Source organism: Arthrobacter sp. TMN-50 (genome assembly GCF_054511125.1).
In genome coordinates, this window is the sequence record NZ_JBTNDG010000007.1 from 64783 (window position 1) to 83300 (window position 18518).

Below are 18518 nucleotides of genomic sequence, written 5' to 3' on the forward strand. Positions count from 1 at the left end.
GAACCGGGCCTCCACCTGCCCATTTGGGTCAGGAGTCCGCCCCGGTGGCTGTGGATTCTGCGGTGCCCCCCGCGGAGCCTGCGCTGCCAGCCCCGACCCACTCGACCGTGCCATCGGTGAAGAACTGTTCCTTCCAGATGGGGACCCTCTCCTTGACCGTGTCCACCAGTTCGGAGCACGCGGCGAAGGCCTCACCGCGGTGGGCGGAGGCGACTGCTGCCACCAGGGCGGGGTCTCCGATCGCCAGCGGGCCGATACGGTGCGCCACCCAGATCCGGACGCCGTCGTACCGGGCGGCGATCTCGTCGGCGATCTGGGCAATGATCCGCTCGGCGCTGGGATGCGCCGTGTAACTCAGGGAGGTGACGTCGCGGCCGCCGTCGTGATTCCTGACCACGCCGCCGAACCCGACCACAGCGCCGCAGTCCGCAGCGTCGACCTGGGCGAGGGCCTCGTCGAGGCTGATGTTGTGGTCCGCGAGGGACACCTGCACCACACGGCTAGTGTTCACTTTTTCCTTCCAGCTGGGAGCAGATGTGCCCCAACAATGGTTTGAGCACGGCCAGGCCGTCCTTGACCCCGCCCGGCGAGCCGGGCAGATTGATAACGAAAGTGGTGCCCGCGGTACCGGCATGCCCACGGCTCAGCGCCGCAGTCAGCACCTTTTCGGTACCGACGCGGCGGACGGATTCCATGATGCCGGGCAGATACCGCTGTAGGTACGGCGCGGTTTGTTCGGGGGTGACGTCGTCGGGGCTGAGCCCGGTGCCGCCACTGGTGATCAGCACCGATGGTGAACCGGTGAGGGCCTCGCCGATCGCCAGGCCTACCTGGTCGCCGTCGGGCACCACGCGTGCCGGCTCCGTCGAGAAACCGTTTTCCTGCAGCCAGCTGAGGATGGCCGGGCCACACTCGTCCTGGTAGACCCCGGCAGCGGCGCGCGTGGACGCGATGATCACTGCTGCGGTGCGCTGCCCGGTCATGCCGTCCAGTCCCCGCTTTTGCCGCCGGACTTCGCCAGTACCCGGGTGTCGGTGATAACGGCGCGCTTGTCCACTGCCTTGATCATGTCGTAGAGAGCCAGCGCCGCCAGCGACGCTCCGGTCAGTGCTTCCATTTCGACGCCGGTGACCGCCGTCGTCTTGACCAGGCAGGTGATGGTGACCGTGTCGTCGGCGGCCGCGAAGTCGACCGTAATTTTGCTCAGCGGCAGCGGGTGGCACAACGGGATCAGGGTGGCGGTCTGCTTGGCGGCCATGATCCCGGCCACTCGGGCGACCGCCAAAGCGTCTCCCTTCGGTAGGCCGCCGGCGGTGATCAATCCCACCACCTCGGCGGTGGTGCGCAGGACGGCCTGCGCGGTGGCCTCGCGCGACGTTTCAGTCTTGGCTGACACATCGACCATGTGGGCGCTGCCGTCCTCGCGGACATGGCTCAGCGACGCCGGGCCGGTTTTCTCGGTCATGCTGTCCTTACTGTCAGTACTGCTGCTGGATCGGACTACTGCTGGCCGGGATCCCGAAAGCAGGGCTGCCCTGCACCCCATCCACCAGCCAGACGGACACAAGGTCCCCCGCTGCAAGGCTTCCGGTGCCGGCGGGAAAATGAACCAGCACATTCGATTCCGCCAACGCGTGGATCAAGTGTGACCCGGGGCCGCCTACCAGCCTAACCGTTCCGACCGGCTCTCCGGCTGCCGCCCGGGTGGTGTACCAGCCACGCCGGACCTGGTGTTTCGCCTCCGGCGAGGTGACGTCGTCTTCAAGGGCCGCGGTGAGCGACACCCGTGGGTGCGGGACGCCTGCGACGGCGGTGAGTGCTGGCCGGAGGAACATTTCGAAGGACACGAGTGCGCTGACCGGGTTGCCGGGGAACCCGAGGAACGGTACCCCGCCGATCGTCCCGAGCGCCTGCGGCCCGCCCGGTTGCATGGCCACCGAGAGGAACTCGACGCTGCTGTTGGCCAGCGCCTGTTTCACCACTTCGTAGGCGCCCTGGCTGATACCGCCGGTGGTGAGGATGAGGTGGATGCCGCTGCTGGCGACGGCAGAAAAAGCCTCCCGCAGGAGCTCCGGGTTGTCATTCATGAGGCGGTGGCGGACGACGGCGACGCCCGCGTCGAGGAGCGCAGTTTCCAGGAGGGTGGTGTTGGCGTCGAAGATCTTGCCGGGTTGAGGGGTGCTGCCGGGCTCCTGAACTTCGTCGCCGGTGGTCAACAGCAGCACAGTGAACGGTCGGCGCACCGGGACCGAGGCTACGCCGCACGCGGCGAGGAGCCCCAGATGGGCGGGCCCCAGCAACGTACCGGCGGCGAGCGCAGCGGTCCCGGCGGCAATGTCGCTGCCGGTCCGACGGATGAACGCTCCGGATTCGACGGTTTCGGGAAGGTCTACGGTCAGTTCCACCCCCGAGTGATAGTCCTCTGCCGAGTAGAACTGTGCCGGGTTTACCCGTTCGATGGGGACAACGGCTCCCGTGTGGCGCGGGATCATGGCGCCGGTCATGATTGGCGCTGCGGTGCCCTGCACCAGCTCCGGCGGTTCGATCCCCGCTGGAATGGGTGCGCCGACGAGCAGGCTGCGCACGAGAGCCGGATCACCTGCCGACCCCAGGTCAGCCTCATGGATGGCGTACCCGTCCATCTGGGAATTGTCGAAGGGGGGGAGGCTCACCGGCGCCAGCAGGTCGGTGGCCAACACCCGGCCCCGGGCATCAGCGAGGGAAAGAACGAGGTGGCCCTCGCCGTCGTCGTCCCGGCTACCGGCAGGGTAGCTGCTGCTGTACCGGAGTAGCCCCAGCACTGCCTGCTGATGTTCCTCGACGCTTCTGATCATGGGGTCCCTACCTGCCGTCACGGTTGCCTCTGGTTCTCCACCCTAGCCCCCGGCATGGTCAGAGAAGGGGAGGTCAGGAAACGGTGAACGACACGGTGTGGAGGCCCGTTGCCCCATCGGGCGCCACCGGTGAGGGCTGGTCCGCCTGGACCCTGCCAGTGGCATCGGTAGCGCGCACCTGCACGGTGTGGGACCCCGGTTCGAGTTTCACCTCGGCGGAGAATTGGCGCCAGGTATCCCTGGAAATTTCGGTCCCGAGGCGGGCGGTCTGCCACTGCCCTTCGTCGGCCCGCACCTCGACCTTCTCGATTCCCCGGTGCTGGGCCCAGGCATACCCGGCGATTGTGACTGCTCCCGCCGGCACCGTCGAGTTGCCCTGCGGTACGTCGACCCTCGACGACGTCTTGACCGGGCCGCGCTCGGACCAGCCGCGCGTGGACCAGTAGGCGACGTCGTCGGCGTATCGGGTCACCTTCAACTCGGTCACCCACTTGGTCGCCGACACGAACCCGTACAGGCCGGGAACCACCAGGCGCACAGGGAAGCCGTGCTCCATCGGGAGGGTCTGGCCATTCATCCCGACGGCGACCAACGAGTCCCGGTCATCGGTCATCGCTGCCAGTGGGGTGCTCGCGGTGAACCCGTCAATGCTGCGGGAGAGCACCATGTCAGCGCCATCCTGGACCCCCGCCATGGCCAGCAGTTCGCGGACCGGCCAGCCGAGCCACTTGGCGTTGCCGATGAGGTTCCCGCCCACCACGTTCGATACGCAGGCGAGGGTGATGTAGCTTTCCACCAGGGGCATGGCGAGCAGCTCATCAAAGGAGAGTTCAACCTCCCGTTCCACCATCCCGGTGACCCGCAGCCGCCAGGTGTTCGGGTCGACCACGGGCACCACGAGCGCCGTGTCGATCCGGTAATAGTCGTCGTTGGGGGTGACCAGAGGCGGGACTCCATCGACGCGCAGATCCGCCCCGGCGGGAATCACTGCTGCGCGGCCCGGGGTGGCGCTCGCCGTCGGCCTCGGTGTTGGCAGAACGATCAGTTCCCGGGCCTGCGTCACCAACGACTGGCTGTTCCGGACCGCGGCGGCCGCGGCTCCGGTCACGGCGGCAACGATGCCGCCCACCCCCACACCGACGAGGAACCGGCGACGCGCCACCGGGGCTGGAACACCGACGCCGGCTGCACTGCGGGGCTGCCACTCAAGCAGCCGGTCCGTGAGGACGCTGATCAGTATGACGCCAAGCACTAGCGCGACCACCGGGGCCGTGAACGACGCCGTCGAGGCCTGCGGCCGGGTGGCCACCGCGGCGATCCCCGCCAGCCCGAAGGCGAGTACCACTGCGGCCCCGGCACGGCGCCAGCGGTACTCAAGCATCCCGGCGCCCGCGGCGGCCACCGCAATGACCATGAACATGGTGATGAGGAAGACCAGTTTGTCGGCTGTGCCGAACGTCTCGATCGCCCAGTCCTTCACCCCCGGCGGCAGCACATCGATGACCGTGGAACCGATGGCCGTCACTGGGGACAGGGAGGGGCTCACCAGTGCTGCAGCCAGCTCAGCCGCGATCACAGCGATGGAAACGGCGATCATGCCTGCGAGGGCTGCCCAGCCATTCGTCCGTGTCATGTCAGCGTGCTTCCTCTGCGGTGCCTGTGCCACCGAGGGTGCCCGTGCCATCCAGTGGGTTGGTGGGGCTGTCGCCGTCGTCGCAGCGCCCGGCCAGCGGCAGCACAGCCGTAAAGCAGCAGCCGGCGGGAGTATTCTCCACGGCCAGGGTTCCGCCGTGTGCGCTGATCACTCCGGCGGCCACGCTGAGTCCCACCCCGGTTCCCGGATAGCCGCTGGTTTCTCGTCGGGGGCTCTTCTGCCACCCGGCGACAAAAACCCGTTCCAGGTCGTCGGCGGCGATCCCGCCGCACTCGTCAGCCACCTTGAGCACCGCGCTGCCACCCATCCGGGCCAGGCTGATCCGGACGCTGGTTTTTTCGCCGGTGTAGAGGATGGCGTTGAGGATCAGGTTGCGAACTGCCCTGGACATGACCGGCCCGTCACCGAGCACAACCGGGTTGTCCCCTCCGGCGCCGTCAACGGCAACGCCCCTCTGGGCCGCCAGCGGCATCAGGTCCGCGATGGCATCACTGACCACGTCATACAGGTGGAGCGGCTCAGACGACAAGTGCAGGCTACCCTCCTGAATTTTCGACAGCTCAAGCAGCCCGTTGATCATCACCGCCATCTGGTCAGTCTGGGAGATGATCTGGGCGTGGTAGCCGGAAACGTCAGCGGCAAGGCCGTCCTCGAGGGCTTCTGCCATTGCCCTCATGCTTGCCAGTGGGGTCCGGAGATCGTGGGAGATCCAGGTGACCATCTCCCGGCGTGAATCCTCGATTGCTGTTTCCCGGCGCCGTGATTCATCCAGCCGGGCACTGGTCTTTTCCAGCTCCTGTGCCAGGGTTGCCAGCTCCGAGCTCATGGATTCCGGGCCGAACTGGATGATCTCTCCCGCCCCGATGCTGCGCGCCGCCGCCGCCAATTGCACCGCGTTCCGTGCCACCCGCGTACCCAGCAGCAACGAGAGGCCGAGCGCCACCAGTGATGCAACACCGATGATGTACCACATGATCTGCAGGTCCATGGCGGTGATCACCATGGCGTTGACGGCGCTGATCATGCCCGCCACGAGGACCCCGATGGTTGCGAACAGCACCAGGCAGAACTGGACCACCAGGGACGAACGGCGCAGCAGACGCAGCAGCGCGAACGTCGCAGCACCGATCACCACCGCCCACAGGAGGGCAAGGGAGACGATGGAGAGAAGCTGGTCAGCGGTCATCGCTGTCTCCCCCGCGATCTTCTGGGCCGGGTTCGGTGGCTGCCCCGGCCGTGTTGAAGCGGTACCCGACCCCCCAGACGGTTTGCAGCACATGGGGACGGGTGGGATCTTCCTCGATCTTCTCCCGGACACGCCTGACATGGACGGTGACTGTTGACAGGTCGCCGAATTCCCAACCCCAGACGGAGCGGATCAGCTCGTCACGGGTGAATACCTGCTGGGGATGGCGCAGGAACCAGGCCAGGAGTTCGAACTCCCGTACGGTCAGGCTCAGCTCAGCTCCACGGTGTTCAACCGTCCGGGCCAGGGGGTCCAGGCGAAACCCTGCGATGACGACGGCCTCCTCAGCAGGAGGGTCGGGGACTCCGCGGCGAAGGACTGAATGCACACGGAGGACTAGTTCACGGGGCGAGAAGGGTTTGGTGACATAGTCATCCGCGCCGGCCTCCAGGCCACGGATGCGGTCGTCCTCGGTTCCGAGTGCGGTGAGCATGATGATCGGAAGGGTACGGCCGGAAGGGTAGGCCGGGGCGGAACGAATCCGCCGACAGACCTCCATCCCGTCCAGGCCGGGCAGCATTCGGTCAAGGATCATGAGGTCCGGCCTGCTGGTCTGGGCGAGGTGCAGCGCCGTGACCCCATCTGTCGCGGTGTCCACTGTAAATCCTTCTTTGTGAAGGTAGTCACTCACCACCTGGCGGAGTACCGATTCGTCCTCGACCAGCAGGATCCGCCGCGTCCCGGGCACAACGCCCCCGGGGCTGGAGCTGCGTGGCGTTTTCGAGGGGTTGGACACTCTCCCATCCTAGATTTCGTGGGGTGCATCACCGTCCCGATTACCGGCTGACGGGCGATTTGTTCGCATTTTGTAAGGATTTGGGGGAACTCAGCAGACCCCCGTGTCCACCCCGAAATAGTGGCACCGGCTGAAAGGGCGTAATCTCAAGGGATGGGAATTGAACTGGGAATGCCGCATATCGGGGTCCAGCGTCCCACCGATGCCGGGCCAGGGCTCATGGACAGTTTCGGCCGGAAGGCCACTGACATGCGGCTGTCGCTGACCGACAAGTGCAACCTTCGATGCACCTATTGCATGCCCGCTGAGGGGCTCGACTGGTTGCAAAAATCGGCTGTGCTGTCGCGGGAGGAAATCGTCCGACTGGTGCGGATCGGGGTCGATTCGCTCGGTGTGCGGGAACTGCGCCTGACCGGCGGGGAACCGCTGGTCCGCGCTGACCTGTTGCAGATCATCGGTGACATTCGCGCCAACCACGCTGACCTGCCGATCTCGATGACGACCAACGGCCTCGGCCTGGACAAGAAGGCCCGTGCCCTCAAGGACGCTGGCCTGAGCCGGATCAACGTGTCAATGGATTCCCTCCACCCGGACACGTTCGCCCAACTGACCCGCCGTCCGTTTCTCGACCGGGTCCTGCGCGGCATCGAGGCGGCAGCCGAGGTAGGGCTGGGCCTGGTCAAGATCAACGCCGTCCTGATGCGTGGCATCAATGAGGAGGAGGCGCCCGATCTTCTCGAATGGGCGGTCTCCAAGGGGTTCGAACTGCGGTTCATTGAGCAGATGCCCCTGGACGCCGATCATGGGTGGACCCGCGACGGGATGATCACGGCTCTCGAAATGCGCACCCTGTTGGAGCGCAAGTTTGTGTTGACGCCCGATCCGCGGAACCGCGACGGCGCCCCCGCCGAACGCTGGGAAGTGCGCCGGATCGCGGCACCCGACATCGTTGTCGGGACCGTGGGAATTATCGCCTCGGTGACCGAGCCGTTCTGCGCCGACTGCCGGCGCACCCGCGTCACCGCCGAGGGCAAGATCATGAGCTGCCTGTTTTCGCGTGAAGAGACCGATCTGCGGGACCTTTTGCGGTCGGACGCCGACGACGACGCCATCGCCGCCCGCTGGCAGGACGCCATGTGGGCCAAGCCAAAGGCACACGGGATGGGTCATGTGGGTCTCGGGTCCGCCGACTTTGTGCAGCCGGACCGCAGCATGAGCGCGATTGGCGGCTAGATGCTAGTTCGATATTTCGGCGCCGCGCAAGCCGCAGCCGGTGTCGCGGAAGAGCGCCTGGACCTCGACGCCTCAACAATCGACGTGGTGCTTGAGCACATCACCTCCCGTTACCCATTCCCGGTTCGGGTTGGCGCGCCGGCGATGCCCGAGGTCATTGCCCGGAGCAGCTTCCTCCTCAACGAGGTGGCGGCACGGGATCGCAGCCGCGTGCTCGGCGTCGACGATGTCCTGGACATCCTGCCGCCCTTTGCCGGCGGCTAGCCTTACCGGTGCCTTCACCCCCGGAGCACGAGCTAGACGCGCTCCAGGAGCATCGCGGTCCCTTGGCCAACTCCCACGCACATGGTCGCCTACCCCCGGTCCGCCCGCTCACGCTCCATCCGCCCCAGTAAGGTGATAGCGATCCGGGCACCCGAGGAACCCAGCGCATGCCCGAGGACGATGGCGCCGCCGTCGTTGTTCACCAACCCCGGGTCGAGACCCAGCCGGCGCGGGTTAGAACCTTCTCCGTCGCGGAAACTGGACCGATGCCCATGATTTCCGGCGGCACTCCGGCCGCTGCTCCGTCCACCACCCGTGCCCGGGGAACCAGACCGAACCGCTTCACCGCTCTTTCACTGACGACGACCGCGGACGCGCCGTCGTTGAGCGAACTCGAATTTCCTGCTGTGACTATCCCGCCGGGTCTCACGACCGAACGAAGTGAGGCCAAAGTTTCCAGCGACGTACCCGGCCGGGGACCCTCGTCCTGGTCCACAACGCCGGTCTTCGTTTCAACGGGGAGAATCTCCTGGTTGAACCGCCCCGCGGCAATGGCCGCCAGGGCATTCCCATGGGACGTCATCGCGAACGGGTCAGCATCTTCCCGGGTGATGCCATCCAGCGACGCCACTTCCTCAGCGGTCTCCGGTATCGACAGCTTTTGCTGTTCGCTGAAGCGTGGGTTGCTGAATCGCCAGCCCAGGGAGGTGCCAGCAATTTCGCCGGGCCGGGCGAAGGCCTTCACTGGTTTTTCCATCACCCACGGTGCCCGGGTGTGCGCGTCAGGGCTGAGCGCCATTCTGTTCGCCTCACAGATGATCAACAGCCGGTTGACGGTCGGTCATGCCTGGAACAGTGTCCGGCAGCCCGGCCAGCAGCGACTGGATGGAGTCGGTCCCCTCATAGGTGTGCACCACCTCCATGTCGGTCAGGTGGCGGGCCACATGGTTTTCCAGCAGCAACCCATTCCCACCCAGAATGTCGCGGGCCTGCAGGCAGATCCACCGTCAGTTCGGAGAGCATGTGGGCTAGCTTGTTCTGCACCAGCTGGAAGCCAGCGATCGGCTTGCCGAACTGCACCCGCTGCGTGGCATGGGACACTGCGGCTTCGTAGGCAGCGATGCCGTGGCCCACAGATTCCCAGGATGCTCCGCTGCGGGTCGCCGTCAGTACCCGGGTCTCGTCCCTGAAGGAGTGAGCCTCGGCGAGCTTGTTCTCGGCTGGAATGCTGACAATGTCGATCATCACATCGGGCTGCCAGATGGCCCGCTTGCCGATCTTCCCGGTGATGAGTTCGGTGGTGTAACCGTCAGATGATGACCACGTCGGCAATGTCGGCGTTACCGATCCATCGTTTGCGACCGTTCAGGACGTAGTGCCCGCCTTCTTGGCGGGCTGTGGTTTCCAGTGCCACCGAGTCGGATCCATGGTCCGGCTCAGTCAGACCAAACGCACCGATCTTGTCCAGCGTAGCCATGCCAGGCAGCCACCGCTGCTTCTGTTCCTCGTTGCCGAGCATGTTGATTGTGCCCTTGGACAGCCCGGACTGCACTCCGATGAACCTATTGAGGCTACCGTCCCCGCGCGACATCTCAAGAGAGACCATTCCGGCTGCCAGCCTGCTCAGCCCTGGGCCGCCGGCCCTGACCGAGTTCTACGAGGCCGGGCACTACGGGCGGAAGACCGGGAAGTGTTGGTACGAATATCCGAAGGGCAGCTAGAGGCTCCCCCACCTGCACTCTCACCCGCTGCGTTTCCAGTAGACCCAAACCGAACTACGCGAAGATCTGATTGAATTCTTGATCACCCCTGCCCACGCTTTTGACGGCAGTTCCCGGGACGGGATCAGGGGATGAGCTGCGCGGCCCCGAATGAAACTCCGAACTGTACGCACCATAGGTCCACGGAACGGTAAGTCGACAGATCAACGTCGTCCGGGATGGTGTACACCTGATTACCTTGGTTTCCCTTGATCAGACCGAGGTCGTAGAAGGCTGCGGTGCCTGCTGTGTACCACCCATCCGTTCCCTCGACCACAGCCGCGGCGCTCAGCCAGACGTGCACGTCCGGTCCGTTGGAGGTATCCAGGTTCTCCAAAGTAAGGACCCGTGTCCCGTCGGCTTGTTCAATGATCCTTACTGTTCCAGTTGTCGCGTGTTCGTGGCTGATCAGAGAGCCTGAGGCGAGTTGCACCGCTTCCGGGGTCTGCTGATCGGGGGCGGGAGCCCGGGACGGATCGGTTCCGGCGGCGGAGGTAGGTGGGGCTGGGGACGCGGCAACAACAGGGATTTGGTCATCCACTCTGACGTCGACGAACAGCAGCCACGGCTTGAAAAGAATCAGGCCAGCGACCAGCACGATAAGGGCTGCAGCTCCTGCAACGGTGATCCATATTCGTCCGCGTCGACTGGTCTTCATGCCGGAAATCTAGCACCTCTCGGAGCGGCTGGAGCCGCTCGATGAACCGACGTAAGGGAAGCGTAGTGGTTTAGATCGGTGGAAAGGTGTTTTCCGGCTGGCTACTGGCCGAAGTCAGCCGGCGTATCGAACGGTCCGACGACGGTGATCGTGCGTGGCGCGGCAGCCAGTTCGGCTGCCAGTTCCCGCACCTGCTCCTCGGTGACCGCGTTGACCCGGGCCAGCACCTCATCAAGGCCGAGGAACTCCCCCGAGACCAGTTCGGCACGGCCGAGCCTGGACATCCGCGACCCGCTATCCTCCAGTGCCAGCACCATTCCACCGGAGAGCTGCCCGACGGCGCGGCGCAGCTCGTCGGACGAGATACCGTCAGCGGCGAGCCGGTCCAGCTCGGCACCGAGCAGGTCAATCACCTGGCCGGTTTTAGCCGGTGAGCACCCGGCATACATAGCGAAGTAGCCAGCATCGGCGTAGGAGGCGGAGAACGAGTAGGTCGAATAGACCAGCCCGCGCTTCTCCCGGATCTCCTGGAAGAGCCGCGACGACATGCCCCCGCCGAGCACGGCGTTCAGCACGCTCATTACGAACCGGCGGTCGTCGGTGGCGGTGATTGACGGGCAGCCGACCAGAATGTTTGCCTGCTCCACGGCACGCCGGATAACCCGGATTCCTCCGGAGCTCTCGATCGTCACCGGCGTATCCGATCGCCGGGCGACAGGAAGTGCGTCGTCCCCAAGCGTCCAGCCGGCGGTCCGCAGCGCGTCGAGCACGAGCCCGCACACCACTTCGTGGTCCAGTCCTCCGGCCGCGGTGACGACCAGCTCCGAAGGACGGTAGTACTGGCGGTAATGAGCCAGCACCGAGTCGCGGGGTACTGCCTTGATGGCGTCGGGCGTACCGCCAATGGGTCGACCGAGCGGGTGGGACCCGAGCACCGCCTCGACAAACTCTTCGTGGGCGACGTCGGCGGGGTCATCGCTGTCCATCGCGATTTCCTCGAGGATGACGTCGCGTTCCTGTTCCAGCTCGTCGGCGTCGAGCACTGCCGATGTGACCATGTCCGCGATGACGTCGATGGCCATCGGAAGGTCGGCGTCGAGCACCCGGGCGAAGTAGCAGGTGTGCTCTTTCGCCGTCGCGGCGTTGGATTCACCACCGACCTCGTCAAACGCCTCGGCGATTTCCAACGCAGTGCGCCGCGTGGTGCCCTTGAAGAGCAGGTGCTCAAGGAAGTGAGTGGAGCCGTGCTGGCCTTCGGCCTCGTCCCGGGATCCGACGCCCACCCAGAAACCGATGGTCGCCGACCGCTGGCCGGGCATCGCCTCGGTAAGGACGCGCACCCCGCCAGGGAGTACCGACCGACGCACGACGGCGCCGCCCAACGTCCCCGCAACGAGCGTCGGGTCCTGACCGGAGCCGGTGCCGTCCGCGGAAGGCGCAGGGGTGGGTAGCAGCGGCAGGACGATCGACGTCGGCCCAGTGCGGTTCTCGTGTGAAACGGCCAACGGCCCTGCTCCCGACGAAGTGTCGGGAACAGGACCGGAGGCGTTGTTAGCTGATACAACCATTCGTTAGTTGTCGTCACCCTCTGTTGAACCGACCGATACGGCCGAGTCGCCTGAGGCGTCAGCGGCGGCGTCATCAGCAACCACTGGGGAGAGCGAAAGCTTTCCGCGGTCGTCGATCTTGGTGATTTCAACCTGGACCTTCTGGCCCACCGAGACAATGTCGTCGACGTTGTCGACGCGCTTGCCGTTCGCCAGCTTGCGCAGCTCGGAGATGTGCAGCAGTCCATCCTTGCCTGGGGTCAGGGAGACGAAGGCACCGAAGGTGGTGGTCTTGACGACCGTACCCAGGTACCGCTCGCCAATCTCAGGAACCTGAGGGTTGGCGATGGCGTTCACTGCGGCGCGTGCAGCCTCGGCCGCACCACCGTTGGTGGCGCCGATCAGGACCGTGCCGTCATCTTCGATGGAGATGTCAGCGCCGGTGTCTTCCTGGATCTGGTTGATCATCTTGCCCTTGGGGCCAATGACCTCGCCGATCTTGTCAACCGGGATCTTTACCGAGATGATGCGTGGCGCGAACTCGGAAAGCTCGTCCGGCACGTCGATGGCTGCCTCAAGGACCCCCAGGATGTGCAGGCGTGCTTCACGGGCCTGCTTCAGTGCTGCGGCGAGCACCGAGGCAGGGATTCCGTCGAGCTTGGTGTCCAACTGGATGGCTGTGACGAACTCGGCGGTACCGGCAACCTTGAAGTCCATGTCGCCGAAAGCATCTTCAGCGCCGAGGATATCGGTCAGTGCCGCGTAGCGGGTCTGACCGTCGACGACGTCGGACACCAGGCCCATGGCGATACCAGCGACGGGTGCCTTCAGGGGCACACCGGCGTTGAGCAGCGACAGGGTTGAAGCACAGACCGAGCCCATCGACGTCGAGCCGTTGGAGCTCAGCGCCTCGGAGACCTGGCGGATCGCGTAAGGGAATTCCTCACGGGTCGGCAGGACCGGCATGAGGGCGCGCTCGGCGAGGGCACCGTGACCGATTTCGCGGCGCTTCGGCGAACCGACGCGACCGGTTTCACCGGTGGAGTAAGGGGGGAAGTTGTAGTTGTGCATGTAGCGCTTGCGCGTTACCGGCGACAACGAGTCAATCTGCTGCTCCATCTTGAGCATGTTCAGCGTGGTGATTCCCATGATCTGGGTTTCGCCGCGCTCGAAGATCGCAGAACCGTGAACGCGAGGCAGGACCTCGACCTCGGCGGTGAGCTGTCGGATATCGCTCAGGCCGCGGCCGTCGATACGGATCTGGTCCTTGAGGATGCGCTGGCGGACAACGCTCTTGGTGACGGACCGGAACGCGGCTGAGAGTTCCTTTTCGCGTCCTTCGAACTGCCCGGCGAGGTCAGCAGTGACGCTGTCCTTGAGGGCGTCGGAGGCGGTGTCGCGCTCCTTCTTGTCGGCGATCTGGAAGACCTCGGTCAGCTTGGCGGCTGCTGCCGACTCGACCGCTGCGAAGACGTCGTCCTGGTAGTCGAGGAAGACCGGGAAGTCGACGGTTGGCTTGGCGGCGCGGCCGGCAAGGTCAGCCTGGGCGTCACAGAGGGCGCGGATGTAAGGCTTTGCCGCTTCCAGGCCGTCGGCGACGATCTCTTCGGTCGGTGCGGTGGCACCGTCTTCCTTGATGAGCTTCCACGAGTTGTCGGTGGCTTCAGCTTCCACCATCATGATGGCGACGTCGTCGCCCTCGGGACCGCTGACCACACGGCCGGCAACGACCATGTCGAAGACCGAGTTCTCCAGTTCGGAGTGCTTGGGGAAGGCGATCCACTGATCCTGGCCGCTGCCATCGGAGACGAGTGCCACGCGGACACCACCGATGGGACCGGAGAAGGGGAGGCCGGAGAGCTGCGTGGACATCGAGGCGGCGTTGATCGCAACGACGTCGTATCGCACGTCGGGGTTGATCGCCAGAACGGTGACCACGATCTGCACCTCGTTGCGGAGGCCCTTCACGAAGGCCGGGCGCAGCGGGCGGTCCATCAGCCGGCAGGCGAGGATCGCCTCGGTGGAAGGACGGCCTTCGCGGCGGAAGAAGGAGCCTGGGATACGCCCTGCGGCGTACATGCGCTCTTCAACGTCGACGGTCAGGGGGAAGAAGTCGAAGCCTTCGCGGGGATGCTTGCCAGCGGTCGTTGCTGACAGGAGCGCCGTGTCTTCGTCGATGTACACCATTGCGGCGCCGGCTGCCTGCTGTGCAAGGCGGCCAGTCTCGAACCGTACGGTGCGCTTGCCGAACCGGCCGTTGTCAATAACGGCTTCGGCGAATTGAATTTCGGGACCCTCCATAGAGAGTCACCTCCGTTTCTGTTTGGGCTGGTGCCCTGCCGGAACCTGATCACCGTTCAATGCGGTGATGCTTGCACCCGGTCTTCGATCGAGATCCACGGGGACTCACGCGTGCTCCGCATTGTTCTGCGCTGCACGGCCGTCTGCTCCCGGAGACCACTACCGAGGACCGCGAATGCGCGGTGCCTGCCTGGCTCCATGTGTTTTTAGTTGTTTGTGTGGCCGGTGGCCACATGTGGAAGGCGGCTCCCTCCCTCAGGAAGGACCCGCCCCACGTGTGTTACTAGCGGCGCAGGCCGAGGCGCTCGATGAGCGTACGGTAGCGCGTGATGTCAGTCTTACGCAGGTAGTCCAGCAGACGACGACGGCGTCCAACCATCAAGAGCAGACCACGACGCGTGTGGTGGTCGTGCTTGTGCATCTTGAGGTGTTCGGTCAGGTCGAGAATACGGCGGGACAGCATCGCAATCTGCACCTCAGGTGAGCCGGTGTCGGCTTCCCCGGTTGCATATTCCTTCATGATTTCCTGCTTGATAGCGGCGTCAAGGGCCACAATAACTCCTAGAGTTGTACCGTGAACAAGTTCCCTGGTCTTGCCGGCAGTCGCCTGCCGAACCAAAGACACAGAAAGATCCAGCCACCACGGACTGCAGCCGGATCCACCTCCTAGGTTACCTGCTGAGGCGATGTTCTGTCGAAAGGACCTTGCGGGTCTGTTCGACGTCGAGCCTCATCTGCGCGATCAGCGCATCCGGGCCGGTATAGGCCACCATTCCGCGGAGCCGCCCGGTGAACTCCACAATGACAGTTTGCCCATACAGGTCGAAGTCTGAGACCTCTTCCGGTGGCCGGTCGATGACGTGGGCCTCCACCTGGCGGCTCACCCCTTCGAAGGTGGGATTTGATCCCACCGAGATGGCTGCGGGCCACCGGGTCCCTGCGTCGTCGACGAGCCAGCCCGCATAGATCCCGTCTGCGGGTATATACCCGCCGGACGCTGGGGACAGGTTGGCTGTCGGATAGCCCAGTTCGCGTCCGCGGGCAGCGCCGTGGACCACCTCGCCGCGCATCCGGTGCGGGCGTCCGAGGATCCGCGCGGCGGTGGCGACGTCGCCGTCTTCCAACACCTCCCGCACCCAGGTGGAGGAACACCGGCGGTCGCCGTCGGCCTCGGTGGGGTCGGTGGGGCTGGCGCCGAAATCGTCGATGACCATGACCTCGAACCCGAGCTTCTGCCCGAGGTCGCGCATGGTGCCGAGGTCGCCGCTGTTGTCGCGACCGAACCGCACGTCATGTCCGATCACCACCGCGCGCACCTTCAGCGTGTCGACGAAGACCTTCTTGACGAATTCTTCCGGCGTGTTTGCTGCAAGCTCCAGCGTGTAGTGCATCATCAGCAACGCCTGGATACCAGTGGTGGCCAGCGTTTCAACGCGGTCTTCGAGTCCCATGATGAGCTCGGGGGCCTGCTTGGGCCGGTGCACCTTCGCCGGGTGCGGTTCAAACGAGATGACCACCGCGGCTGCATGGTGCGTTTCGGCCGCGGCCACCAGTTGCTGCAGCACGCGCTGGTGTCCGCAGTGGACGCCGTCGAAATTGCCGATGGTAACCACCGATGGACCAAAACCATTCGGAACACTGGTCAGGTCAGTCCAGTAGTACACGCATCTCCTCTTTCGTTGTGAACCGCCGCCGGGCGGGCCGGTCGGTTCGGTGCCGACGGCCGGTATTAGCCGCGGGCCGCGTATTCGTTACGGATCTCGGTGGTCTTGGCAATGTACCGGTGCCACACGAGCAGCGCCGCAGGGAAGGCGAGCTCGATCACCATCAGGATAATCATCAGGTAGTGCGGGGTTCCAGAGAAAGCCCAGGACAGGACCCGGCCGATGCCGCCAATGAATACCATCAGGCAGACCAGCCACAACATGTTGGCCCACTCGAACTTCACGGCAATGGTGATAAACGCCGCACCCACGCCCACCATCATGGCGGCAAAGAAGCGGAACTGGTTTTCCAGAGTGGGGTTTGTGCTTGCCTGGTCGGCCTCTGGAAGACCGCCCGTACCGGTGATTAGGTAGTACGCTCCGAAGCCAGCAATGACTAGCCCCACGAGGACAACGACCGTGCGGAAGACACCCCACTCCGATTTCCCGGTCTTGGGCTTGCTTGGCTTCTTTCCGGCCTTCGGGGCGGTTTTGGCTGACGACGGCGCGCCCGTTTCGGCCTGCGTGCCGGTAGGTGCGGCGGACTGGGCTCCGGCTGGCCGTGACTGCCCGACGGGAGGGCTTCCTGGTGTGCTGCCTGAAGCCGGACGGGTACTGTCCTGCGGTTTGCCGGCGGGGTGATTTTCTGGGCTGGACATGATGCTCCTTTTGAGGTGGCTGATGAACGGTGCTGCTGCCGGTAATCCTAAGGCTGCTGCTGATGTTCCTGGTGTCATACTCTCACGCAGGAGGGCTGGACCGCTCGGTGGCCCGCCTCGCTATGCCCGGCCGGTTGAGGTACAACCACCAGAGTCCAAGCACCGGCAGCAGCAGGGGCACAAAACCGTATCCTCTGCCAAACAGGGACCACACCGTGTCACTGGGGAACGCCTCAGGGTCCAGGAGGCTGAACAGTCCAACCGTCAGCACCCCGACCAGTTCCAGCCCCACCGCTCCTACCGAAACCCAGTACCAGCGTTTGCCCGGCCTCGCGAGGGACACCGTAGCAAGCACGTACACGACGGCCGCAAGGCCGGTGAGGAGATAGGCAAGGGGCGCCTCACCGAATTTGGTGCCAATCTGGAAGGCCGCCCGCGCGGTTGCCGCGAGGGCGAAGACACCATAGACGGCGATGAGCAGCCGACCTGGGCCACCGTTGCGGTGCCGGGTCGGCACCTCGGGTGTCCATTCAGCAGGGGGCGTGCTCACAGGGGTACCCGGTCCCAGATTTGTTCCATCCGGTACAGCATAACGAAGACGGTGATCCCGGCGGCGCCGAGCACCAGGTTGCTCCACCGGCTGCGCTCAAGGATGGCCCACCAGAATCCTGCCAGCGGAATACACAGCGCGGTCAAAAGGTAGCCCCAAAACTCCCACACTTCACCATTGAGCGTCTCTCCCCCGGCCTGCCTGATGATGGCAGCCACGCCGTAGATGACGAGGAACAGTTCGACGGCGGCGACCGCGAGGATGGTGATGTCGTTGGGTGGCTGGCGGATCACGGCCGCTCCGATGCAGATCGCGGCAGAAACCAGGCAGACAACAACTCCCGCAATGAAGAAGCCGTCGACGATCACTGGGCGGAACCGTTTCCGGGGGCGAAAACCAAGAGGGGCCGGGCCCGGTCTGAAGAGTTTTTGAGGAGGGCAACCAGGGTGCCGTCAGGGGCAAAGGCTGCGACAGGGCCGTCGTCGTCCCCGGCCGGGACGAACCGTCCGTGGGACAAATCAAGTGCTTCTCCCGCCGAGAGTTCACGGGGGGTGAAGAGGACGCGCGCGGCTTCGTTGATCGGGAGCAGTCTGAGATCGGTTGCGAGTTCGTCGAGGGTGGCTGCCTGCTCCAGCGAGTAGGGGCCCACCCGGGTGCGGCGGAGGGCGGTCAGGTGCCCACCGACCCCCAGCGAAGCGCCCAGGTCGCGGGCCAGCGCCCGGATGTAGGTCCCCGAACTGCACTCGACGGTGACAGCGATATCCTGCAGGGTTCCGTCGGCCACGGGCCGGATGTCGTGGATGTCGAAGCGGTGGACGGTGACAGGACGCGCCGCAAGGACCACGTCCTCGCCGGAGCGGACCCGGGTGTAGGCGCGCTGACCGTTCACCTTGATGGCGCTGACGCTGCTGGGAACCTGCTCGATGTCGCCGGTCAGGGCGGCGGCGCCGTCGCGAATGGCTTTGGGCGTCACCCCTGCGGCGGTGGCGGTGGCGACGACATCGCCCTCGGCGTCGTCGGTAATGGTGGACTGCCCCAGCCGGATGGTGGCCGTGTAGGTTTTGGAGGTCCCCACCACATAGGTGAGGAGCCGGGTGGCCCGGTTGATGCCGACCACCAGTACTCCTGTTGCCATCGGGTCGAGGGTGCCGGCATGACCCACCTTCCGGGTTCCTGCCAGTCCGCGCATTTTGCTGACCACGTCATGACTGGTCCAGCCCTGAGGCTTGTCCACGATAATCAGTCCTGAGTGGACCTGCCCGGAATTCACGCCTCTCAGTATAGGCGCGCTGCGGTCGCGCCAGATCCGTAATCCGTGGGTCTCCCGTCGCCACGCCGGCTGTCGGCATCGTTGTCGGGCGGGGATACGCTTG

At 65.1% G+C, this 18518-nt stretch carries 19 protein-coding genes and 2 pseudogenes; 2 read left to right on the forward strand and 19 right to left on the reverse strand.

From position 1 onward, the window contains the following. Nucleotides 1-28 precede the first annotated feature (28 nt). The 7 genes from ACX80A_RS10175 to ACX80A_RS10205 all read right to left on the reverse strand — a co-directional run bounded on the left by ACX80A_RS10175 (nucleotide 29) and on the right by ACX80A_RS10205 (nucleotide 6470). Nucleotides 29-511, reverse strand: a complete 483-nt coding sequence (locus ACX80A_RS10175; RefSeq protein WP_459259585.1) for a molybdenum cofactor biosynthesis protein MoaE — start codon at nucleotides 509-511, stop codon at nucleotides 29-31. Continuing rightward, nucleotides 501-983, reverse strand: a complete 483-nt coding sequence (locus ACX80A_RS10180; RefSeq protein WP_459259586.1) for a MogA/MoaB family molybdenum cofactor biosynthesis protein — start codon at nucleotides 981-983, stop codon at nucleotides 501-503. The genes ACX80A_RS10175 and ACX80A_RS10180 overlap by 11 nt, the downstream gene beginning before the upstream one ends. After that, on the reverse strand, nucleotides 980-1465 hold the full coding sequence (gene moaC / locus ACX80A_RS10185; RefSeq protein WP_459259587.1) for a cyclic pyranopterin monophosphate synthase MoaC: 486 nt from the start codon (nucleotides 1463-1465) through the stop codon (nucleotides 980-982). Before moaC ends, ACX80A_RS10180 begins: the two co-directional genes overlap by 4 nt. Before the next feature lie 13 nt (nucleotides 1466-1478). After that, complete coding sequence (locus ACX80A_RS10190; RefSeq protein ID WP_459259588.1) at nucleotides 1479-2834, reverse strand: molybdopterin molybdotransferase MoeA; 1356 nt, start codon at nucleotides 2832-2834, stop codon at nucleotides 1479-1481. Nucleotides 2835-2907: 73 nt separating this feature from the next. Further along, entirely contained in the window at nucleotides 2908-4467 is a 1560-nt protein-coding gene (locus tag ACX80A_RS10195; protein WP_459259589.1) for a molybdopterin-dependent oxidoreductase, read from the reverse strand. A 1-nt stretch (nucleotide 4468) separates the two neighbouring features. Continuing rightward, nucleotides 4469-5674 carry a sensor histidine kinase gene (locus tag ACX80A_RS10200; RefSeq protein WP_459259590.1) on the reverse strand — a complete coding sequence of 402 codons (1206 nt, stop codon included), beginning with the start codon at nucleotides 5672-5674 and terminating at the stop codon, nucleotides 4469-4471. After that, complete coding sequence (locus ACX80A_RS10205) at nucleotides 5664-6470, reverse strand: response regulator transcription factor (protein WP_459259591.1); 807 nt, start codon at nucleotides 6468-6470, stop codon at nucleotides 5664-5666. Before ACX80A_RS10205 ends, ACX80A_RS10200 begins: the two co-directional genes overlap by 11 nt. 153 nt (nucleotides 6471-6623) lie before the next feature. Between ACX80A_RS10205 and moaA the strand changes: the two genes are divergently transcribed. Both moaA and ACX80A_RS10215 read left to right on the forward strand, forming a co-directional pair. Then, nucleotides 6624-7703 carry a GTP 3',8-cyclase MoaA gene (gene moaA / locus ACX80A_RS10210; protein ID WP_459259592.1) on the forward strand — a complete coding sequence of 360 codons (1080 nt, stop codon included), beginning with the start codon at nucleotides 6624-6626 and terminating at the stop codon, nucleotides 7701-7703. Next, nucleotides 7704-7967 carry a MoaD/ThiS family protein gene (locus ACX80A_RS10215; protein WP_459259593.1) on the forward strand — a complete coding sequence of 88 codons (264 nt, stop codon included), beginning with the start codon at nucleotides 7704-7706 and terminating at the stop codon, nucleotides 7965-7967. 89 nt (nucleotides 7968-8056) lie between these two features. On the opposite strand, the pseudogene ACX80A_RS10220 reads toward ACX80A_RS10215, so the two are convergent. The 12 genes and pseudogenes from ACX80A_RS10220 to truB all read right to left on the reverse strand — a co-directional run. Then, nucleotides 8057-8845, reverse strand: a pseudogene (locus ACX80A_RS10220) (thiolase family protein); the annotation flags it as partial. A 187-nt stretch (nucleotides 8846-9032) separates the two neighbouring features. Next, nucleotides 9033-9212 (reverse strand): annotated as a pseudogene (locus ACX80A_RS10225) (acyl-CoA dehydrogenase family protein); the annotation flags it as partial. A gap of 64 nt (nucleotides 9213-9276) precedes the next feature. Beyond that, on the reverse strand, nucleotides 9277-9573 hold the full coding sequence (locus tag ACX80A_RS10230; protein ID WP_459259594.1) for an acyl-CoA dehydrogenase family protein: 297 nt from the start codon (nucleotides 9571-9573) through the stop codon (nucleotides 9277-9279). Nucleotides 9574-9812: 239 nt separating this feature from the next. Further along, nucleotides 9813-10385, reverse strand: coding sequence for a DM13 domain-containing protein (locus tag ACX80A_RS10235; protein WP_459259595.1), 573 nt, complete (start codon nucleotides 10383-10385; stop codon nucleotides 9813-9815). Between the two features lie 101 nt (nucleotides 10386-10486). Beyond that, nucleotides 10487-11953 (reverse strand): M16 family metallopeptidase, encoded by a 1467-nt coding sequence (locus tag ACX80A_RS10240; protein ID WP_459259596.1) that lies wholly within the window; start codon nucleotides 11951-11953, stop codon nucleotides 10487-10489. Nucleotides 11954-11956: 3 nt separating this feature from the next. Further along, nucleotides 11957-14233, reverse strand: a complete 2277-nt coding sequence (locus ACX80A_RS10245) for a polyribonucleotide nucleotidyltransferase (protein ID WP_459259597.1) — start codon at nucleotides 14231-14233, stop codon at nucleotides 11957-11959. Between the two features lie 283 nt (nucleotides 14234-14516). After that, nucleotides 14517-14786 carry a 30S ribosomal protein S15 gene (gene rpsO, locus ACX80A_RS10250; RefSeq protein ID WP_459259598.1) on the reverse strand — a complete coding sequence of 90 codons (270 nt, stop codon included), beginning with the start codon at nucleotides 14784-14786 and terminating at the stop codon, nucleotides 14517-14519. A gap of 118 nt (nucleotides 14787-14904) precedes the next feature. Beyond that, nucleotides 14905-15897 (reverse strand): bifunctional riboflavin kinase/FAD synthetase, encoded by a 993-nt coding sequence (locus ACX80A_RS10255; RefSeq protein WP_459259599.1) that lies wholly within the window; start codon nucleotides 15895-15897, stop codon nucleotides 14905-14907. 65 nt (nucleotides 15898-15962) lie between these two features. Further along, complete coding sequence (locus tag ACX80A_RS10260) at nucleotides 15963-16595, reverse strand: DUF4345 domain-containing protein (protein WP_459259600.1); 633 nt, start codon at nucleotides 16593-16595, stop codon at nucleotides 15963-15965. 82 nt (nucleotides 16596-16677) lie between these two features. Next, a complete protein-coding gene (locus tag ACX80A_RS10265; RefSeq protein WP_459259601.1) occupies nucleotides 16678-17145 on the reverse strand; it encodes a hypothetical protein in 468 nt (155 codons plus the stop codon). Then, nucleotides 17142-17513, reverse strand: a complete 372-nt coding sequence (locus ACX80A_RS10270; protein WP_459259602.1) for a hypothetical protein — start codon at nucleotides 17511-17513, stop codon at nucleotides 17142-17144. The genes ACX80A_RS10265 and ACX80A_RS10270 overlap by 4 nt, the downstream gene beginning before the upstream one ends. Continuing rightward, nucleotides 17510-18415 carry a tRNA pseudouridine(55) synthase TruB gene (truB, locus tag ACX80A_RS10275; RefSeq protein ID WP_459259603.1) on the reverse strand — a complete coding sequence of 302 codons (906 nt, stop codon included), beginning with the start codon at nucleotides 18413-18415 and terminating at the stop codon, nucleotides 17510-17512. The genes ACX80A_RS10270 and truB overlap by 4 nt, the downstream gene beginning before the upstream one ends. Nucleotides 18416-18518: the final 103 nt, after the last annotated feature.